Annotated in this window: 17 protein-coding genes, 1 pseudogene and 1 riboswitch; of the genes and pseudogenes, 8 read left to right on the forward strand and 10 right to left on the reverse strand. The window is 69.9% G+C overall.

All coding sequences use genetic code 11. The annotated features are described in order from the left end of the window. The first annotated feature begins 16 nt into the window (after positions 1-16). The 4 genes from ACIGA3_RS24630 to ACIGA3_RS24645 all read left to right on the forward strand — a co-directional run bounded on the left by ACIGA3_RS24630 (position 17) and on the right by ACIGA3_RS24645 (position 3,015). Positions 17-424 carry a VOC family protein gene (locus tag ACIGA3_RS24630; protein WP_399719508.1) on the forward strand — a complete coding sequence of 136 codons (408 nt, stop codon included), beginning with the start codon at positions 17-19 and terminating at the stop codon, positions 422-424. A 10-nt stretch (positions 425-434) separates the two neighbouring features. Further along, positions 435-1,001 (forward strand): chloramphenicol phosphotransferase CPT family protein, encoded by a 567-nt coding sequence (locus ACIGA3_RS24635; RefSeq protein WP_399719511.1) that lies wholly within the window; start codon positions 435-437, stop codon positions 999-1,001. A 20-nt stretch (positions 1,002-1,021) separates the two neighbouring features. Continuing rightward, positions 1,022-2,149, forward strand: a complete 1,128-nt coding sequence (locus tag ACIGA3_RS24640) for an LOG family protein (RefSeq protein ID WP_399719514.1) — start codon at positions 1,022-1,024, stop codon at positions 2,147-2,149. A 158-nt stretch (positions 2,150-2,307) separates the two neighbouring features. Next, entirely contained in the window at positions 2,308-3,015 is a 708-nt protein-coding gene (locus tag ACIGA3_RS24645; protein WP_399719517.1) for an LAETG motif-containing sortase-dependent surface protein, read from the forward strand. A gap of 73 nt (positions 3,016-3,088) precedes the next feature. Here the strand turns inward: ACIGA3_RS24645 and ACIGA3_RS24650 are convergent, their stop codons facing one another. The 5 genes from ACIGA3_RS24650 to ACIGA3_RS24670 form a co-directional block, all read right to left on the reverse strand. After that, positions 3,089-4,111 carry an ABC transporter ATP-binding protein gene (locus ACIGA3_RS24650; protein ID WP_399719520.1) on the reverse strand — a complete coding sequence of 341 codons (1,023 nt, stop codon included), beginning with the start codon at positions 4,109-4,111 and terminating at the stop codon, positions 3,089-3,091. Then, positions 4,111-5,712: an ABC transporter permease gene (locus ACIGA3_RS24655; protein WP_399719522.1), complete on the reverse strand. Its 1,602-nt coding sequence runs from the start codon at positions 5,710-5,712 to the stop codon at positions 4,111-4,113. Before ACIGA3_RS24655 ends, ACIGA3_RS24650 begins: the two co-directional genes overlap by 1 nt. 59 nt (positions 5,713-5,771) lie before the next feature. Then, positions 5,772-6,845, reverse strand: coding sequence for a thiamine ABC transporter substrate binding subunit (locus ACIGA3_RS24660; protein WP_399719525.1), 1,074 nt, complete (start codon positions 6,843-6,845; stop codon positions 5,772-5,774). Between the two features lie 80 nt (positions 6,846-6,925). Further along, a riboswitch (TPP riboswitch) is annotated at positions 6,926-7,033 on the reverse strand. 57 nt (positions 7,034-7,090) lie between these two features. Beyond that, positions 7,091-8,197: a 23S rRNA (adenine(2503)-C(2))-methyltransferase RlmN gene (gene rlmN, locus ACIGA3_RS24665; protein ID WP_399719527.1), complete on the reverse strand. Its 1,107-nt coding sequence runs from the start codon at positions 8,195-8,197 to the stop codon at positions 7,091-7,093. 79 nt (positions 8,198-8,276) lie between these two features. After that, the gene (locus ACIGA3_RS24670; RefSeq protein ID WP_399719530.1) at positions 8,277-8,729 is read right to left on the reverse strand and encodes an ArsI/CadI family heavy metal resistance metalloenzyme; all 453 of its coding nucleotides are present in this window, start codon (positions 8,727-8,729) and stop codon (positions 8,277-8,279) included. 79 nt (positions 8,730-8,808) lie between these two features. On the opposite strand from ACIGA3_RS24670, the gene ACIGA3_RS24675 reads away from it, so the two are divergent. The 4 genes and pseudogenes from ACIGA3_RS24675 to ACIGA3_RS24690 form a co-directional block, all read left to right on the forward strand. Then, the gene (locus tag ACIGA3_RS24675) at positions 8,809-9,216 is read left to right on the forward strand and encodes an ArsR/SmtB family transcription factor (protein ID WP_399719532.1); all 408 of its coding nucleotides are present in this window, start codon (positions 8,809-8,811) and stop codon (positions 9,214-9,216) included. A gap of 23 nt (positions 9,217-9,239) precedes the next feature. Next, complete coding sequence (arsB, locus tag ACIGA3_RS24680) at positions 9,240-10,307, forward strand: ACR3 family arsenite efflux transporter (RefSeq protein WP_399719535.1); 1,068 nt, start codon at positions 9,240-9,242, stop codon at positions 10,305-10,307. Then, complete coding sequence (locus tag ACIGA3_RS24685) at positions 10,300-10,719, forward strand: arsenate reductase ArsC (RefSeq protein WP_399719538.1); 420 nt, start codon at positions 10,300-10,302, stop codon at positions 10,717-10,719. Before arsB ends, ACIGA3_RS24685 begins: the two co-directional genes overlap by 8 nt. Before the next feature lie 7 nt (positions 10,720-10,726). Next, a pseudogene (locus tag ACIGA3_RS24690) lies at positions 10,727-10,846 on the forward strand (GNAT family N-acetyltransferase); the annotation flags it as partial. 84 nt (positions 10,847-10,930) lie between these two features. Here the strand turns inward: ACIGA3_RS24690 and ACIGA3_RS24695 are convergent. The 5 genes from ACIGA3_RS24695 to rpsB all read right to left on the reverse strand — a co-directional run bounded on the left by ACIGA3_RS24695 (position 10,931) and on the right by rpsB (position 15,582). Further along, positions 10,931-11,980, reverse strand: a complete 1,050-nt coding sequence (locus ACIGA3_RS24695; RefSeq protein ID WP_399719541.1) for a phosphatidate cytidylyltransferase — start codon at positions 11,978-11,980, stop codon at positions 10,931-10,933. Next, positions 11,980-12,537 carry a ribosome recycling factor gene (frr, locus tag ACIGA3_RS24700; protein WP_399719544.1) on the reverse strand — a complete coding sequence of 186 codons (558 nt, stop codon included), beginning with the start codon at positions 12,535-12,537 and terminating at the stop codon, positions 11,980-11,982. Before frr ends, ACIGA3_RS24695 begins: the two co-directional genes overlap by 1 nt. Positions 12,538-12,720: 183 nt before the next feature. Then, positions 12,721-13,479, reverse strand: coding sequence for a UMP kinase (gene pyrH / locus ACIGA3_RS24705; protein ID WP_399719547.1), 759 nt, complete (start codon positions 13,477-13,479; stop codon positions 12,721-12,723). A gap of 192 nt (positions 13,480-13,671) precedes the next feature. Beyond that, positions 13,672-14,508: a translation elongation factor Ts gene (tsf, locus tag ACIGA3_RS24710; RefSeq protein ID WP_399719550.1), complete on the reverse strand. Its 837-nt coding sequence runs from the start codon at positions 14,506-14,508 to the stop codon at positions 13,672-13,674. 147 nt (positions 14,509-14,655) lie between these two features. Then, on the reverse strand, positions 14,656-15,582 hold the full coding sequence (rpsB, locus tag ACIGA3_RS24715; RefSeq protein WP_399719553.1) for a 30S ribosomal protein S2: 927 nt from the start codon (positions 15,580-15,582) through the stop codon (positions 14,656-14,658). Positions 15,583-15,688 lie beyond the last annotated feature (106 nt).

The raw sequence follows: 15,688 nt of genomic DNA on the forward strand, positions 1-15,688 counted from the left end.
TTTCAGGGGAGAACCCATGTACCAGCAGATGATCTTCGTGAACCTGGTCACCGCCGACGTGCCCGCCACCCGGAAGTTCTACGGCGGCCTGGGTTACGGCATCAACGAGCAGTTCAGCAGCGACGACTGCGTCAGCGTGATGATCAGCGACACCATCGTGGCGATGTTCCTGACGCCCGAGCACTACGGCCGCTTCACCCAGAAGAAGGTCGTGGACTCCCGTACCTCCAGCGAGGTCCTGCTCTGCCTGAGCGCCGAGAGCCGCGCGAAGGTGGACGAGCTGGTGGACAAGGCCATCGCGGCGGGCGGCACCTCGCACGGCGAACCCCAGGACCACGGCTTCATGTACGGCCGTGCCTTCGACGACCTCGACGGCCACACCTGGGAGGTCATGTGGATGGACCCGGCCGCGGTCCAGGGGTGAGCATGCCCGTATGACACCCGGCCGGATCATCTTCCTCAACGGCACGTCGAGTTCCGGGAAGTCGAGCATCGCGCGCGAGCTGCTCGACATCCTGGACGACGGCGTGTTCTCCCACCTGTCGGTGGACGCCTTCAACTCGATGCGCGCCCAACGGGAGCTGTCTCCACGGGAGTTCGACGCCGCGCTGCGCCGGACCCGTCTCGGCTTCCACCGCTCGATCGCGGCCATGGCCGGGGTGGGCAACGACCTCGTGGTGGACCATGTGCTGAGCGAGCCGTGGCGGCTGGCCGACTGCCTGGCGGTGCTGCGGCCCGAGGACGTCCTCTTCGTCGGCGTCCACTGCTCTCTGGAGGAGCTGGAGCGGCGCGAGCGGGCACGCGGCGACCGGGAGGCGGGCCTCGCTGCCCAGCAGTACGACCTGGTCCACAGCCACGGCGACTACGACCTGGAGTGCGACACCGGGACGGCGAGCCCGCGCGACTGCGCCGAGCACATCAGGGACTTCCTCCCTCACCGGCCCACCCCCACGGCGTTCAGCCGCCTGCGGGCCCGGTACTCCATCGAGGGTCAGAGGTGAGGCCGCACTAGCATGTGCGGATGCCTCCGATACCCGCCCGGCCCCAAGAGGTCGCCCCGGACCGTGAGATCGAGTCGCTGGCGGAGTTCGACGCCGTCGTCGCCGCGTACGGGACACTCGCGCGGTTCCGTGTGCAGGCCGTCGATCTGACCGGCCGTACGGACGACCTGCTCGCGCTGGACACCGAGGGCGCCGTCTTCCTCGGGTGCCCGATGGACGCCGGTGCGGCGGCTCAAGTCACCGCGCGTGGCGCTCTGGTGTTCCCGCCGGTGCCGGGACTGCCCTTCGATCCGTACCGTGGATTCGCCTACACCCCCGAGGAGTTGTTCGCATCGCTGGCGGACGGGTACGAGGCGACGCCGGACGCGCTGGCCTACGAGTGGTTCCAGCGGACCAAGTCCGACGGCGACATCCTGGCCTCGATGCTGCGCGCGGTCCACGACGACTCGGTCTCCGACGCGCTGGACGAACTCCTCGCCGGCGCACGGGTGGTGGGCGTCATGGGCGGCCACGCGATGGCCCGCGGCACCGAGGCGTACGCGGGTGCGGCGCGGCTCGGCCGTGAACTGGCCCGCGCGGGCTTCACGGTGGCGACCGGGGGCGGTCCGGGCGCGATGGAGGCGGCCAACCTCGGCGCGTACGCGGCTCCGTTCGAGGACGGGATGCTCAGCGAGGCCCTGCGGATTCTGGCCAAGGCGCCGTCATTCACGCCGTCCGTGACGGACTGGGCGCGGGCCGCCTTCGAGGTACGGGAACGCTGGCCGGACGGCGGGGAGTCGGTGGGCATCCCGACCTGGTTCTACGGCCATGAGCCGCCCAACGCGTTCGCCTCCCATCTCGGCAAGTACTTCGCCAACGCCACCCGCGAGGACGGCCTGCTGGCCCGCTCCAACGCCGGGGTGGTGTTCCTGCCGGGCGCGGCCGGGACCGTACAGGAGATCTTCGACAACGCCACGCCCAACTACTACGGTTCGCGCGGCAATCCCACGCCCATGGTGCTGGTGGACGAGGAGCACTGGACGGAGAAGCTCCCCGCCTGGCCCCTGCTGCGGGCGTTGGCACGGGAACGGCCGATGGAGTCCCGAATAGCCCTGGTTGGCCGGATCGAGCTGGCTTCCGACACGTTGAAACGTCTCGCTGAGCAATAAGAAGGTAAAGTCAACGCCCGTTGACCGCCTACGCATTGACATGCTTATGGCACGCTTATAAACCTGTGTGTCTTGTGGGGATGCTGGGGCTCCGCTCCGTCCGCCGCTCCAACTCCTCCTCTGCCCCCCGCAGTTCTGCACTCAGCAAAGGACATGCCTTGTCCATATCCCGCCGTAACGCGCGCCGCTCCGTGCGCATCCTGGGTCTTGCCTCCGCGTCGGCCGCTCTGGTCCTGGGCGTCTCCGGCCAGGCTCTCGCGTGCAACATCAGCGAGTTCTCGGCCGAGGCCGTCTGCACGGGCGAGAAGGGTCAGATCGTCGTCAAGGACGTCGACCCCTCCGGCCAGAAGGCCACCGTCACGGTGTTCCTGGAGAACAACGGCGCCGACGAGAAGAAGATCGGCGAGCAGGTGGTGACCGGCTCCAAGCAGGGCGCCACGATCGTCTTCGACGAGGACTGGGCACCCGGCGCGGTCTACCGCGTCAGCGTCAACGTGCCCCGCTTCATCAACAACAAGGACATCGAGCCCAACCTGACGGCCCCGGCCACGGCGTGCAAGAAGGAGGAGTCCCCCTCCCCGAAGCCGCCCGCCGCCGAGTCGCCGAAGCCGACCCCGTCGGCCTCCGCCCCGGCCGAGGAGAGCGCCTCCCCGTCCGCCTCGGCGTCCGAGAGCAGCGCCGCCGCCCCGGCGTCCGAGGCCCCGAGCAACGCGCCGTCCGCGGCCATCGGTGACTCGAACCTCGCCGAGACCGGTGCGAACTCCAACACCGGCCTGATCGCCGGTGTCGCCGGTGCCCTCGTCGTCGTCGGCGGTGGCGCGGTGTACTTCGGTATGCGCCGCCGCGGTGCGAAGAGCGGCAGCTGACGCCTTCGCCCGCCGTACCCGACAGCGGCCCGTCCCCGTCACGCACGGGGGCGGGCCGCTGTCCTTTGGAACCTCAGCCGAGGACGACGATCTCCGCCGCGTCGAACTCCACCCCGGTCTCGGCGCCGGTCTCGGGCGCGTCGCGCAGCGGGCAGGCCGCCTCCAGGTGCGGGCCGCCGCCCTGGGGCCGGAGCCGGAGCGCCACATGGGTGCCCCTGAAGGTGCGGGCGGTCACCGTGCAGGGCAGCCCCTCACCAAGGGCCACGAGCCGCACCCCGGAAGGCCGTACCAGCAGCTCCCCGGCGCCCTGCCGCGAACCCTCCGGCACCGGCAGCTTGCCCCACGCGGTGTCGGCGGCCGCCCCGGTGACGCTCGCCGGGACCACGTTCTCGAAGCCGAGGAACCGGGCCACAAAGGCGTCGGCCGGCCTGCGCCACACCTCCAGCGGTGTCCCGGACTGCGCGATCCGCCCGTCCCGCATCACCACCACCCGGTCGGCCAGCGCGAACGCCTCGCCCTGGTCGTGAGTGACGGCGAGCACGGTGGTGCCCAGCCGTCCGAAGAGCTCCCGGAGTTCGACCACCAGCCGCTCCCGCAGCGAGCGGTCCAGCTGCCCGAGCGGTTCGTCCAGCATCAGCAGCCGCGGCCGGGGTGCGAGCGCCCGCGCGAGGGCCACCCGCTGCTGCTCACCGCCCGAAAGAGCGGCCACCGCCCGCCGGGCCGCGCCGGGCAGCCCCACCAGCTCCAGCAACTCCCCCACCCGCTCGTCCCGTTGGCCCTTGGGCATGCCGTGCATCCGCAGCCCGAAGGCGACGTTGCCGCCCACGTCCCGCTGCGGGAAGAGCTGGTGGTCCTGGAACATCAGCCCGACCCCGCGCCGGTGCGCGGGCACACCCGCCTGGTCCCGGCCGTCGAGCAACACCCGCCCGGAATACAGCGGTTGGAGCCCGGCCACGCTTCGCAGCAGGGTCGACTTGCCGCTGCCACTCGGCCCGAGCACACACACCACCTCGTGCTCGGCGACATCGAGGTCCACCGTGTCGAGCACCGGGCGTCCGCCGAGACGGACGGTCGCCTCCTCAAGGCTCAGCAGCATCAGAACTCCCCCGTCCGGTCGGTGCGCAGCCGCTCCAGGACGAGCAGCGCGGCCGCGCAGACCACCATCAGAATCGTGGAAAGGGCCATCGCCTGGCCGTAGTTCAGCTCGCCCGGCCGGCCCAGCAGCCGGGCCACCGCGACCGGGAGCGTGGGGTTGTCGGGCCGGGCGATGAACACGGTCGCTCCGAACTCGCCCAGCGACACGGCGAACGCGAACCCGGCCGCGACCAGCAACGCCCGCCGCACCAGCGGCAGATCGACCTCCCGCCACACCCGCCAGGGCGAGGCGCCGAGCACGGCCGCCGCCTCCCTGAGCCGGGTGTCCACCGCCCGCAGCACCGGCAGCATGGTCCGTACGACGAAGGGTGCGCCGACCAGCGCCTGGGCGAGCGGCACCAGGAACCAGGACTGGCGCAGGTCCAGCGGCGGCTCGTCCAGCGCGATCAGGAAGCCGAAACCGACCGTCACGGCGGAGACGCCGAGCGGCAGCATCAGCAGCGCGTCGAACCCGCGCACCAGCCGGCCCGCGTCCCGCCGGGCCAGCGCGGCCGCGGCGAGAGCACCGACGACCAGGGCGATGCCGGTGGCGGCGACCGCGTACTCCAGCGAGGTCCACACCGCGTGCAGCGGCGCCACCAGGAACGTACCGCCATCGGCATCGGTGAGCGCCCGGTAGTAGCCGAAGCCCGGCGCGTCCAGCGAGCGGCGCACCAGCACGCCGAGCGGCAGCACCAGCAGCACCGCGATGGTGGCGAGCACCCCGCCGAGCAGCGCCCACTGCCCGGCGCCGCGCGGCCGGCGTGCGGTGCCGGAGGCGTCGACCAGGCGCAGCGCGGTCTCCCGGCGCCGCACCGTCCAGGCGTGCACGGCGAGGATCGCGCCGACCGCGGCGAACTGGACGAGGGTGAGGACCGCGGCGGTGGTCAGGTCGAAGACCTCGGAGGTCTGCCGGTAGATCTCCACCTCCAGGGTGGAGAAGGTGGGACCGCCGAGGATCTGGACCACGCCGAAGGAGGTGAAGGTGAACAGGAACACCATCAGCGCGGCGGCGGCCACGGCGGGCGCCAGCGCGGGCAGGGTCACCTGGCGCCAGGCGCGTGGCGGGGACGCGCCGAGCATCCGGGCGGCCTCCTCCTGCCGAGGGTCCAGTTGCCCCCACAGTCCGCCGACGGTGCGGACGACGACGGCGTAGTTGAAGAAGACGTGTGCGAGGAGGATCGCCCACACCGTGGTGTCCAGCCGCACGCCCCACAGCTCGTCCAGCAGCCCGCCGTGGCCGACCAGCGCGAGGAACGCGGTGCCGACGACCACCGTGGGCAGCACGAACGGCACCGTGACGACGGCCCGCAGCACCTGCTTGCCGGGGAAGTCCAGCCGGGCGAAGGCGTAGGCGGCCGGCAGCGCGATCAGCAGGGTGAGCGCGGTGGAGGCGAGCGCCTGCCAGGTGGTGAACCACAGCACGTGCCGGATGTCGGAGCGGCCCAGCACCTCGGCGAACCGCCCGAGGTGCCAGCTGCCGTCGGCCTTGAGCCCCCGCGCCGTGATGGCGGCGACGGGCCAGGCGAAGAACAGCGCGAAGAACGCGACGGGCAGGGCCATCAGCCCCAGCCGCGCCGCGCTCCCGCGGCTTCGCCGTCCAGCTGCTTCAGCTACTTCAGCTACTTCAGTACGAGTGACGTCCACGAGCTGACCCACTGGTCGCGGTTGGCGGCGATCCTGTCGGGCGCCATGGTCGCCGGGTCCTTGGCGGCGGGCCCGTACTCGGTGAACTCGGCGGGGACCTTGGCGTCCTTGATCACCGGGTACACGAACATGTTCAGCGGCATGTCCTGCTGGAACTCCTTGGAGAGCAGGAAGTCGAGGAACGCCTTGCCGCCCGCGGGGTTCTTCGCGTGGTTCAGCAGCCCGGCGAACTCCACCTGCCGGAAGCAGGTGCCCTCGGAGACGCCGGTGGGGGCGGTCGCCGGCTTCTTCTTGGCGTAGATCACCTCGGCGGGCGGCGAGGAGGCGTACGACACGACGAGCGGCCGGTCACCGCCCGCCTTCTTACCCTCGGAGGAGCCGGAGAACTCCTGGTAGTACGCCTGCTCCCAGCCGTCGACGACCTTGACGCCGTTGGCCTTGAGCTTCTTCCAGTACCCCTCCCAGCCCTTGTCGCCGTAACTGGCGGCGCTGCCGAGCAGGAAGCCGAGGCCGGGCGAGGAGGTGGCGGCGTTCTCGGTGACCAGCAGGTTCTTGTACTTGGGGTCCGCGAGGTCGGCGAAGGTGCGCGGCGGCTTCAGTTTGTGCTTGTCGAAGTACGCCTTGTCGTAGTTGACGCAGATGTCGCCGTGGTCGACCGGCGTGACCCGGTGCTCGGCCCGGTCGAGCTGGAAGGCGGGGTCGGCCTGGTCGAGGCCCTTGGCGGCGTACGGCTGGAAGAGGCCGTTGTCGAGGGCGCGGGAGAGCAGGGTGTTGTCGACGCCGAAGAAGACGTCGCCCTGCGGGTTGTCCTTGGTGAGGACCGCCTTGTTGACGGCCTGCCCGGCGTCGCCGTCCTTGAGGACGCGCAACCGGTAGCCGGACTGCTTCTCGAAGTCCGCGATCACGTTCTTGGACGCGGCCCACGAGTCGTGGCTGACGAGGGTCACGGTCCTGGTGTCCGCGCCCCCCTTGGTGTCGGTGGACCCGCACGCGGAGAGCGTGAGCAGGCCGAGGCCGACCGCCGCGGCCACGAAGGTCTTGGTGTGCACTGGTGGTCCTCCTGGGGTGGGCCAGGAAGAGACGCGGCCCCGCCCGGACTCCGCGCGGGAGCCCGGGCAGGGCGCAACAGCTTGAGTGATGACCGAACTTCCTACCCAGAATGACCTGGGCGAGGTTCAGAGGGTCTGCGGCCTGCTTGCCGCACTCTCAGCGCTGTGGCGCTCCCCTGTCGGAATATGCAGATGTATGACCGTACGAAGGTGTACGGGTATGAACTTGTACTGACCGGCCCAGGTTACCGCTCGGTGGCCGCGAGCTGACCACACGCCCCGTCGATCTCCTGACCGCGGGTGTCCCGGACGGTCACCGGCACGCCGTGCGCGGCGATGGCCTCCACGAACGCCTTCTCGTCCTCGGGACGGGAGGCGGTCCACTTGGAGCCGGGGGTGGGGTTGAGCGGGATCAGGTTGACGTGCACGGGCCTGCCCTTGAGCAGCCGGCCGAGCCGGTCACCGCGCCACGCCTGGTCGTTGATGTCCCGGATCAGCGCGTACTCGATGGACAGCCGGCGCCCGGACTTCTCCGTGTACTCGAACCCGGCGTCCAGCACCTCGCGCACCTTCCACCGCGTGTTCACGGGGACGAGGGTGTCGCGCAGCTCGTCGTCGGGGGCGTGCAGGGAGATCGCCAGCCGGCACTTGAAGCCCTCGTCGGCGAAGCGGTGAATGGCGGGGACCAGGCCCACCGTCGACACGGTGATGCCGCGCTGCGAGAGGCCGAGGCCGTCGGGGGCGGGGTCGGTGAGGGCGCGGATGGCGCCGACGACGCGCTTGTAGTTGGCGAGCGGCTCGCCCATGCCCATGAAGACGATGTTGGACAGCCGCGCGGGCCCGCCGGGAACTTCCCCGTCCCTGAGCGCCCGCATACCGTCCACGATCTGGTGCACGATCTCGGCGGTGGACAGGTTCCGGTCCAGCCCCGCCTGCCCGGTCGCGCAGAACGGGCAGTTCATCCCGCATCCGGCCTGCGAGCTGATGCACATGGTGACCCGGTCCGGGTACCGCATCAGCACGGACTCCACGAGCGTGCCGTCGAACAGCCGCCACAGCGTCTTACGGGTGGTGCCCTGGTCCGTGGCCAGATGCCGGACCACCGACATCAGATCCGGGAACAGCGCCTCCCGCAGCCTCTCCCGCGAGCCGGCCGGGATGTCCGTCCACTGCTCGGGGTCGTGCGCGTACCGCGCGAAGTAGTGCTGCGAGAGCTGTTTGGCACGGAACGGCTTCTCGCCGGCCTCCGCAACAGCGTCCTTCCGCTCCGCGGGCGAAAGGTCAGCGAGATGCCGCGGCGGCTTCTTGGCTCCGCGGGGGGCGACGAAAGTGAGTTCTCCGGGCTTCGGCATAACCCTTCCAGTGTCGCAGATCAACACGACCGGCCTTGGCCAGACCGGGGTGGGGGCGGTCACCTGTGGGTGCCCACCGTCAGCGTCGGTCGGCCTCGGACGGCCCCTGACCGGAGCAGCAGCCGCCGGCGGTGAGGCCGGGGGCGGCGCTCTTGCCGAGGGTGTCGGCGTCGGCCTTGACCACGTAGACCTCCCAGGGCTCCTTCCCGGGGCCGTGGACCCACACCTTGTCCTGGAGGGCGTAGCAGCAGGAGGTGTCGTTCTCCTCGAAGGCGGCCAGGCCGGCGTCCTTAAGTCGTCCGGTTGCCGCGGAGACCTGCTCGGTGGACTCGACCTCGACGCCGAAATGGTCCAGGCGGGTGTCCTGTCCGGGCTCGCCTTCGATCAGTACGAGCTTGAGCGGCGGTTCGGTGATCGCGAAGTTGGCGTAGCCCTCGCGCCGCTTCGCCGGTTCGGTGCCGAACAGCTTCGAGTAGAAGCTGACCGACGCTTCGAGGTCGCTGACGCGGAGGGCGAGCTGAACTCGGGACATGGCGGTACTCCCATCGGCTTGCATTGACGTCTGTCGATGCAAGATTGCGCCTTGAATAGAAGCCTGTCAACATAGACGCATGTCGAAGCAAGAGCTTGCCGTGTTGAGCCAGGTCTCCGGGGACGATGGCTGCTGCCCGGGGCTGCTGACCGCTCCCCTGGGCGAGGATCAGGCCGTCGAGCTGGCGAAAGTGTTCAAGGCGCTGGGGGACCCGGTCCGGCTGCGGCTGTTGTCGCTGATCGCTTCGAGGGCGGGCGGGGAGGTCTGTGTCTGTGACCTGACTCCGGCGTTCGACCTGTCCCAGCCGACCATCTCGCATCACCTCAAGCTGCTGCGGCAGGCCGGCCTCATCGACTGCGAGCGGCGCGGCACCTGGGTCTACTACTGGCTGCTGCCGGAGATGACCGACCGTCTCGCGGGCATCCTGACCCGCCCGGCCGGGGAGCCCCTGCCCGTCCGCGCGGAGACCGCCGGAGCTTCGTCTTGAATCCGGACGCACCTGATCAGAGCGTGGCCAGGCGCCTGTCGTTCCTGGACCGCCACCTGGCTCTGTGGATCCTCGCCGCGATGGCGGTCGGGCTCGGCCTGGGGCGCCTGGTTCCCGGGCTCGGAGATGCGCTGGCGACGGTGACCGTGAGCGGGGTGTCCCTGCCGATCGCGTCGGGCCTGCTCGTGATGATGTACCCGGTGCTGGCCAAGGTCCGCTACGACCGCCTCGACACCGTCACCCGGGACCGCCGGCTCCTGTTGCCCTCGCTGCTGCTGAACTGGATCGTCGGCCCTGCGCTCATGTTCGCTCTGGCCTGGCTGTTCCTGCCGGACCTGCCCGAGTACCGCACCGGCCTGATCATCGTCGGCCTCGCCCGCTGCATCGCCATGGTCATCATCTGGAACGACCTCGCCTGCGGACACCGTGAGGCCGCCGCCGTCCTGGTCGCCCTGAACTCCGTGTTCCAGGTGATCGCGTTCTCGGCCCTCGGCTGGTTCTACCTGAGCTTCCTGCCCGGCCGGCTCGGCCTGGCACAGAGCGGACTCGACGTCTCGGTGTGGGAGATCGCCCGCAGCGTGCTGATCTTCCTGGGCATCCCGCTCGCGGCCGGCTACCTCACCCGCCGCATCGGCGAGAGGACCAAGGGCCGCACCTGGTACGAGTCGAAGCTGATCCCGCGCATCGGGCCCTTCGCCCTCTACGGGTTGCTGTTCACGGTCGTCATCCTCTTCGCCCTCCAAGGCGACGCCATCACATCCAAGCCCCTCGACGTGGCCCGCATCGCCCTGCCGCTGCTGGTCTACTTCGCGCTCATGTGGGCCGGCTCCATGGTCCTTGGCCGGGGTGTGGGCTTGGACTACCCGCGTGCCACCACGCTCGCCTTCACCGCGGCGGGCAACAACTTCGAGCTGGCCATCGCCGTCGCCATCGCCACCTACGGCGCCACCTCCGGCCAGGCCCTCGCCGGCGTCGTCGGCCCGCTCATCGAAGTACCGGTACTGATCGGCCTCGTCCACGTCGCGCTGTACGCCCGCCGCTTCTTCACCCCCGCCACGCTCACAGCCCCGGAAGACCCCGCCCATGTCTGAGACTGCCCTGCCCACGGTGCTGTTCGTCTGCGTCCACAACGCCGGACGCTCCCAGATGGCCGCCGCCTTCCTCACCCGGCTGGCCGGGGACCGCGTCCGGGTCCGTTCCGCCGGCTCCGCACCGGCCGACACCGTCAACCCGGCCGTGATCGCGGCACTCGCCGAAGTCGGCATCGACATCTCGGCCGAAATCCCCAAGGTGCTCAGCGTCGAAGCGGTCCAGGACTCCGACGTCGTCATCACCATGGGCTGCGGCGACACCTGCCCCGTCTTCCCGGGCAAGCGCTACCTCGACTGGCAACTCACCGACCCCGCCGGCCAGGGCGTCGACGCCGTCCGTCCCATCCGCGACGAGATCGAACACCGCGTCCGCGGCCTCATCGAGGAGATCGCCCCGGCGGTACGGCAGTGACACCACATCGACCGAGAGAGCGGACATCTGGACGATCCGGTCCGGCGTCTTCCCGGAGAACTCCGCCAGCCTCACCCTGCACCGGTCCTCGGGATTCCGCGTCATCGGAACGCGAGAACGCATCGGCAATTCTCCGAGAAGGTGCCCCGTGGACACCGACGGGCCCTGCCCTCATACGGGCAGGGCCCGAAGGCCGGGATTCGGGCCGGGCTCAGGACCCCACGAACGCCACCATCAGCAGCCACACCACCGGTGCGGTCGGCAGGAGGGAGTCCAGGCGGTCCATGATTCCTCCGTGGCCGGGGAGGAGGGTGCCCATGTCCTTGATGCCGAGGTCACGCTTGATCATGGACTCGCCGAGGTCGCCCAGCGTGGCACTGGCCGCGACCGCGAGGCCGAGGACCAGGCCCTGCCACCAGGCGCCGTCCTCGATCAGGAACTGCATGCACAGCGCGCCCGCGACCATGGCGAACGCCACCGCGCCCATCAGACCCTCGCGGGTCTTGCCGGGGCTGATGCGCGGAGCCAGCTTGTGCTTGCCGAAGCGCCAGCCGACCGCGTACGCGCCGGTGTCGCTGACGACGGTGAGGAGCAGGAACGTCAGCACCCGCCAGGGCCCGTCGTCGGCGGTGAGCATCATCGCCACGAACGTCGCCAGGAACGGCACGTAGAACGCGGCGAAGACGCCGGCCGTGACGTCCTTGAGGTAGCCCTCCGGCGGCTGGGTCATGCGCCAGACCAGGACCGCGAGCGCGGTCAGCGCCATGGCGACCCAGGCACCCTCGGCACCGCGCGCGTACCCGGCGACCACCATGGCCGCCCCGCCCACCGCGAGCGGTACCAGGGGCGCCCTGATCCCCTTGCGCTCCTGGAGCCGACTGGTCAGCTCCCACAATCCGACGACCACCGCGACGGCGACGACACCGACGAAGACGGCCTTGACGACGAACAGCGAGGCGATGATCACCACGCCGAGTCCGACGCCGACGCCTATGGCCGCGCTCAGGTCACGGCCCGCTGTCTTCTTCGGCGCGGGCACCGGCTGCGGGGAGTCGGGCATCGGGTCGTCGTCCTGGTCTCCGCCATACGCGGGTACGTCGGGCACGTCGGGCACGCTGGGCATGGGGTGAGTCTGCTGCGCCTGTGGCGCATCGTATGCGGGACCCGCCGTGGCAGCCCCCTGGACAGGCCCACCCGCGGTGGGCCCCCAGTACCCGGCCTGCCCCGCCTGCGGCGGCGCCCCCCAGGAAGAGTCGCTCATCAGACTTCGAGCAGCTCCGCTTCCTTGTGCTTGAGCAGCTCGTCCACCTGCGCCACGTACTTGGCGGTCAGGTCGTCGAGCTCCTTCTCGGCGCGGCGGCCCTCGTCCTCGCCGACCTCGCCGTCCTTGATCATCTTGTCGATGGCGTCCTTGGCCTTGCGGCGCACGGAGCGGATCGAGACCTTGGCGTCCTCGGCCTTGTGCTTGGCGACCTTGATGTAGTCGCGGCGGCGCTCCTCGGTCAGCTCGGGGAACACCACACGGATGATGTTGCCGTCGTTGCTGGGGTTGACGCCCAGGTCGGAGTCACGGATCGCCTGCTCGATGTTGCGCAGCGCGCTCTTGTCGAACGGGGTGACCACGGCCATGCGCGGCTCCGGCACGGAGAACGAGGCCAGCTGGTTGATCGGCGTCGGGGCACCGTAGTAGTCAGCCACGATCTTGTTGAACATCGCCGGGTGCGCACGGCCGGTGCGGATCGCGGCGAAGTCCTCCTTGGCGACCACGACGGCCTTCTCCATCTTCTCCTCGGCTTCGAGGAGGGTCTCTTCGATCACCACTTGCTCCTGCGTGTCTTGAGTAAGGCCCGGCTGCGGTCCCCGATCGGGCGGCGGCCGGCCGGCTGCGTCGCGTCTGCTTCCTGCACGGTTCCCGACCGGCAGGACATTGTCCATCCCCCGGCCGGGGCGCGTCCCGTCCTTGTCCCGGACGGGGTCGCGCTCATAGGACGGGGTCGCCGGTCAGTCCCGGCTGCCCTGGTCACCCACGAGCGTGCCGATCTTCTCACCCTTGACGGCCCGCGCGATATTGCCCTCCGCCAGCAGCTCGAACACGACGATCGGCAGGCTGTTGTCACGGCACAGGGTGACGGCGGTGGCGTCGGCGACCTTGAGGTCGCGGGTGATGACCTCGCCGTAGCCGAGCGCGTCGAACTTGACCGCGTCCGGGTTGGTCTTGGGGTCGGCGTCATAGACCCCGTCCACGCCGTTCTTGCCCATGAGCAGCGCCTCGGCGTCGATCTCCAGGGCGCGCTGGGCGGCGGTGGTGTCGGTGGAGAAGTAGGGCATGCCCATGCCGGCGCCGAAGATGACCACGCGGCCCTTCTCCAGGTGGCGCACGGCGCGCAGCGGGATGTACGGCTCGGCGACCTGGCCCATGGTGATGGCGGTCTGCACGCGGCTGTCGATGCCCTCCTTCTCCAGGAAGTCCTGGAGGGCGAGGCAGTTCATCACGGTGCCGAGCATGCCCATGTAGTCGGAGCGGGCGCGGTCCATGCCGCGCTGCTGGAGCTCGGCGCCGCGGAAGAAGTTGCCGCCGCCGATCACGACCGCGATCTCGGCGCCGTCACGCACGACGGCGGCGATCTCGCGGGCGATCTTGTGCACCACGTCCGGGTCGACGCCGAGGCCCCCGCCGCCGGAGAATGCCTCTCCGGACAGCTTCAGCAGAAACCGGCCGTGCACTTTGCCGTCGTCGCTCTTCTGGGCCTTGGTGGTCATGGGGATCCCGCCTCTTTCACGTGTCGCACATACGAAGAAGGCCATTGCCGGTGGGGTCGGTTATCGCTCCCATGCGCGGCAATGGCCTCCTCGTCAGATCTGCTGCCGTCCGCCGCTTGGCTCACGGACGGCGGTCTGCGCGGACGACTGCTGTCGACCCTATCGGGGTCGCGCGTCGATCGCGGTACGGACTCAGATGCCGACCTTGATGCGCGAGAAGCGCGTCAGGGTGACACCGGCCTCGTCCAGCACCTTCTGGACCGACTTCTTGTTGTCCAGGGCGTACGGCTGGCCGAGCACCGTGGCGTCCTTGAAGAAGCCGTTGAGGCGACCCTCGACGATCTTGGCGATCGCGGCCTCGGGCTTGCCCTCGGCGCGGGTGGTCTCCTCGGCGATGCGACGCTCGGACTCGACGACGTCGGCCGGCACGTCCTCCTTGGAGAGGTACTTCGGCGCGAAGGCGGCGATGTGCTGGGCGATGCCCTTGGCGACCTCGGCGTTGGGCTTGTCCAGCTCGACGAGAACACCGATCTGCGGGGGCAGGTCGGGCATCGTGCGGTGCATGTACGCGCTGACGTAGCCGTCGGTGAACTGCGCGAAGCGGTCCAGGACGATCTTCTCGCCGAGGTTGGCGTTGGCCTCGTCCACGAACGCCTGGACGGTCTTGCCGGGCTCGATCTCGGAGGCGAGGAGCGCCTCGATGTCGGCCGGGGAGGTCTTGGCGACGTGCTCGGCGATGGCGTTGGCCACGGCCTGGAACTTGTCACCCTTGGCGACGAAGTCCGTCTCGCACTTCAGCTCGACGAGGACACCCTCGGAGTTGTCGTCGGCGATGATGGAGACCACGGCGCCGTTCTCGGCGGAGCGGCCCTCGCGCTTGGCGACGCCCTTCTGGCCCTTGATGCGCAGCGCCTCGACGGCCTTGTCGACGTTGCCCTCGGCCTCGTCCAGCGCCTTCTTGCAGTCCATCATGCCGGCGCCGGTGAGCTCACGGAGCTTCTTGACGTCGGCGGCGGTGTAGTTCGCCATGAGTCTGTGAGTCTTTCTGGAAGTCTTGGGAGAACGGAGATCCGCACGGGCCCGCGACCGGCTTGCGGCCGGATCGCGGGCGTCATGTCGGCCTACGGGTGACGGGCGGGGGCGGGGTTCATGCCGCCCCCACCGTCAGCGCCGGTGTCAGGCCTGCTCGGCCTCGGGGGCCTCAACCTCGACGGCAGCCGCGGGGGCCTCGACCTCGGCGGCAGCCTCCTCGACGGCCTCGGAGACCGGGGCGTCGGGGGCCGGCGACTCGGCGGCGATCTCGACGGCCTCGGCAGCCTCGTCGGCCTTCTTCTCGCCCTCGAGCAGGTCGCGCTCCCACTCGGCCAGCGGCTCGGCCGCGGCCTTCTCGCCCTTGTCACCGGTGGCGACGCGCGAGCGGGAGATGAGGCCCTCGGCGACGGCGTCGGCGATCACGCGGGTGAGCAGGGTGACGGAGCGGATCGCGTCGTCGTTGCCCGGGATCTTGTAGTCGACCTCGTCGGGGTCGCAGTTGGTGTCGAGGATGGCGACGACCGGGATGTTGAGCTTCCGGGCCTCGCCGACCGCGATGTGCTCCTTCTTGGTGTCCACGATCCAGACGGCGCTGGGCACCTTGGACATCTCGCGGATACCACCGAGGGTCTTCTCGAGCTTGGCCTTCTCGCGGGAGAGGACCAGCAGCTCCTTCTTGGTCAGACCGGAGGCGGCGACGTCCTCGAAGTCGATCTGCTCAAGCTCCTTGAGGCGCTGCAGACGCTTGTAGACGGTCGAGAAGTTGGTGAGCATGCCGCCCAGCCAGCGCTGGTTGACGTAGGGCATGCCGACGCGGGTGGCCTGCTCGGCGATGGCCTCCTGCGCCTGCTTCTTCGTGCCGACGAACATGACCGTGCCGCCGTGGGCGACGGTCTCCTTGACGAACTCGTAGGCGCGGTCGATGTACGACAGCGACTGGAGCAGGTCGATGATGTAGATGCCGTTGCGCTCGGTGAAGATGAAGCGCTTCATCTTCGGGTTCCAGCGACGGGTCTGGTGACCGAAGTGGACGCCGCTCTCCAGCAGCTCCCGCATCGTGACGACGGCCATGGCCATCTCCTTGAGTTTCTCGGTTGTGCCGCGTCCGCCGGACGGCGGTCGCGCCTGACGCCCGCGGCGCGCCGTGCCGCGAAGGACCGAGGGGCGCTTGTACGAA

It is taken from the genome of Streptomyces sp. NPDC085596, assembly GCF_044541565.1.
Lineage (GTDB): Bacteria > Actinomycetota > Actinomycetes > Streptomycetales > Streptomycetaceae > Streptomyces.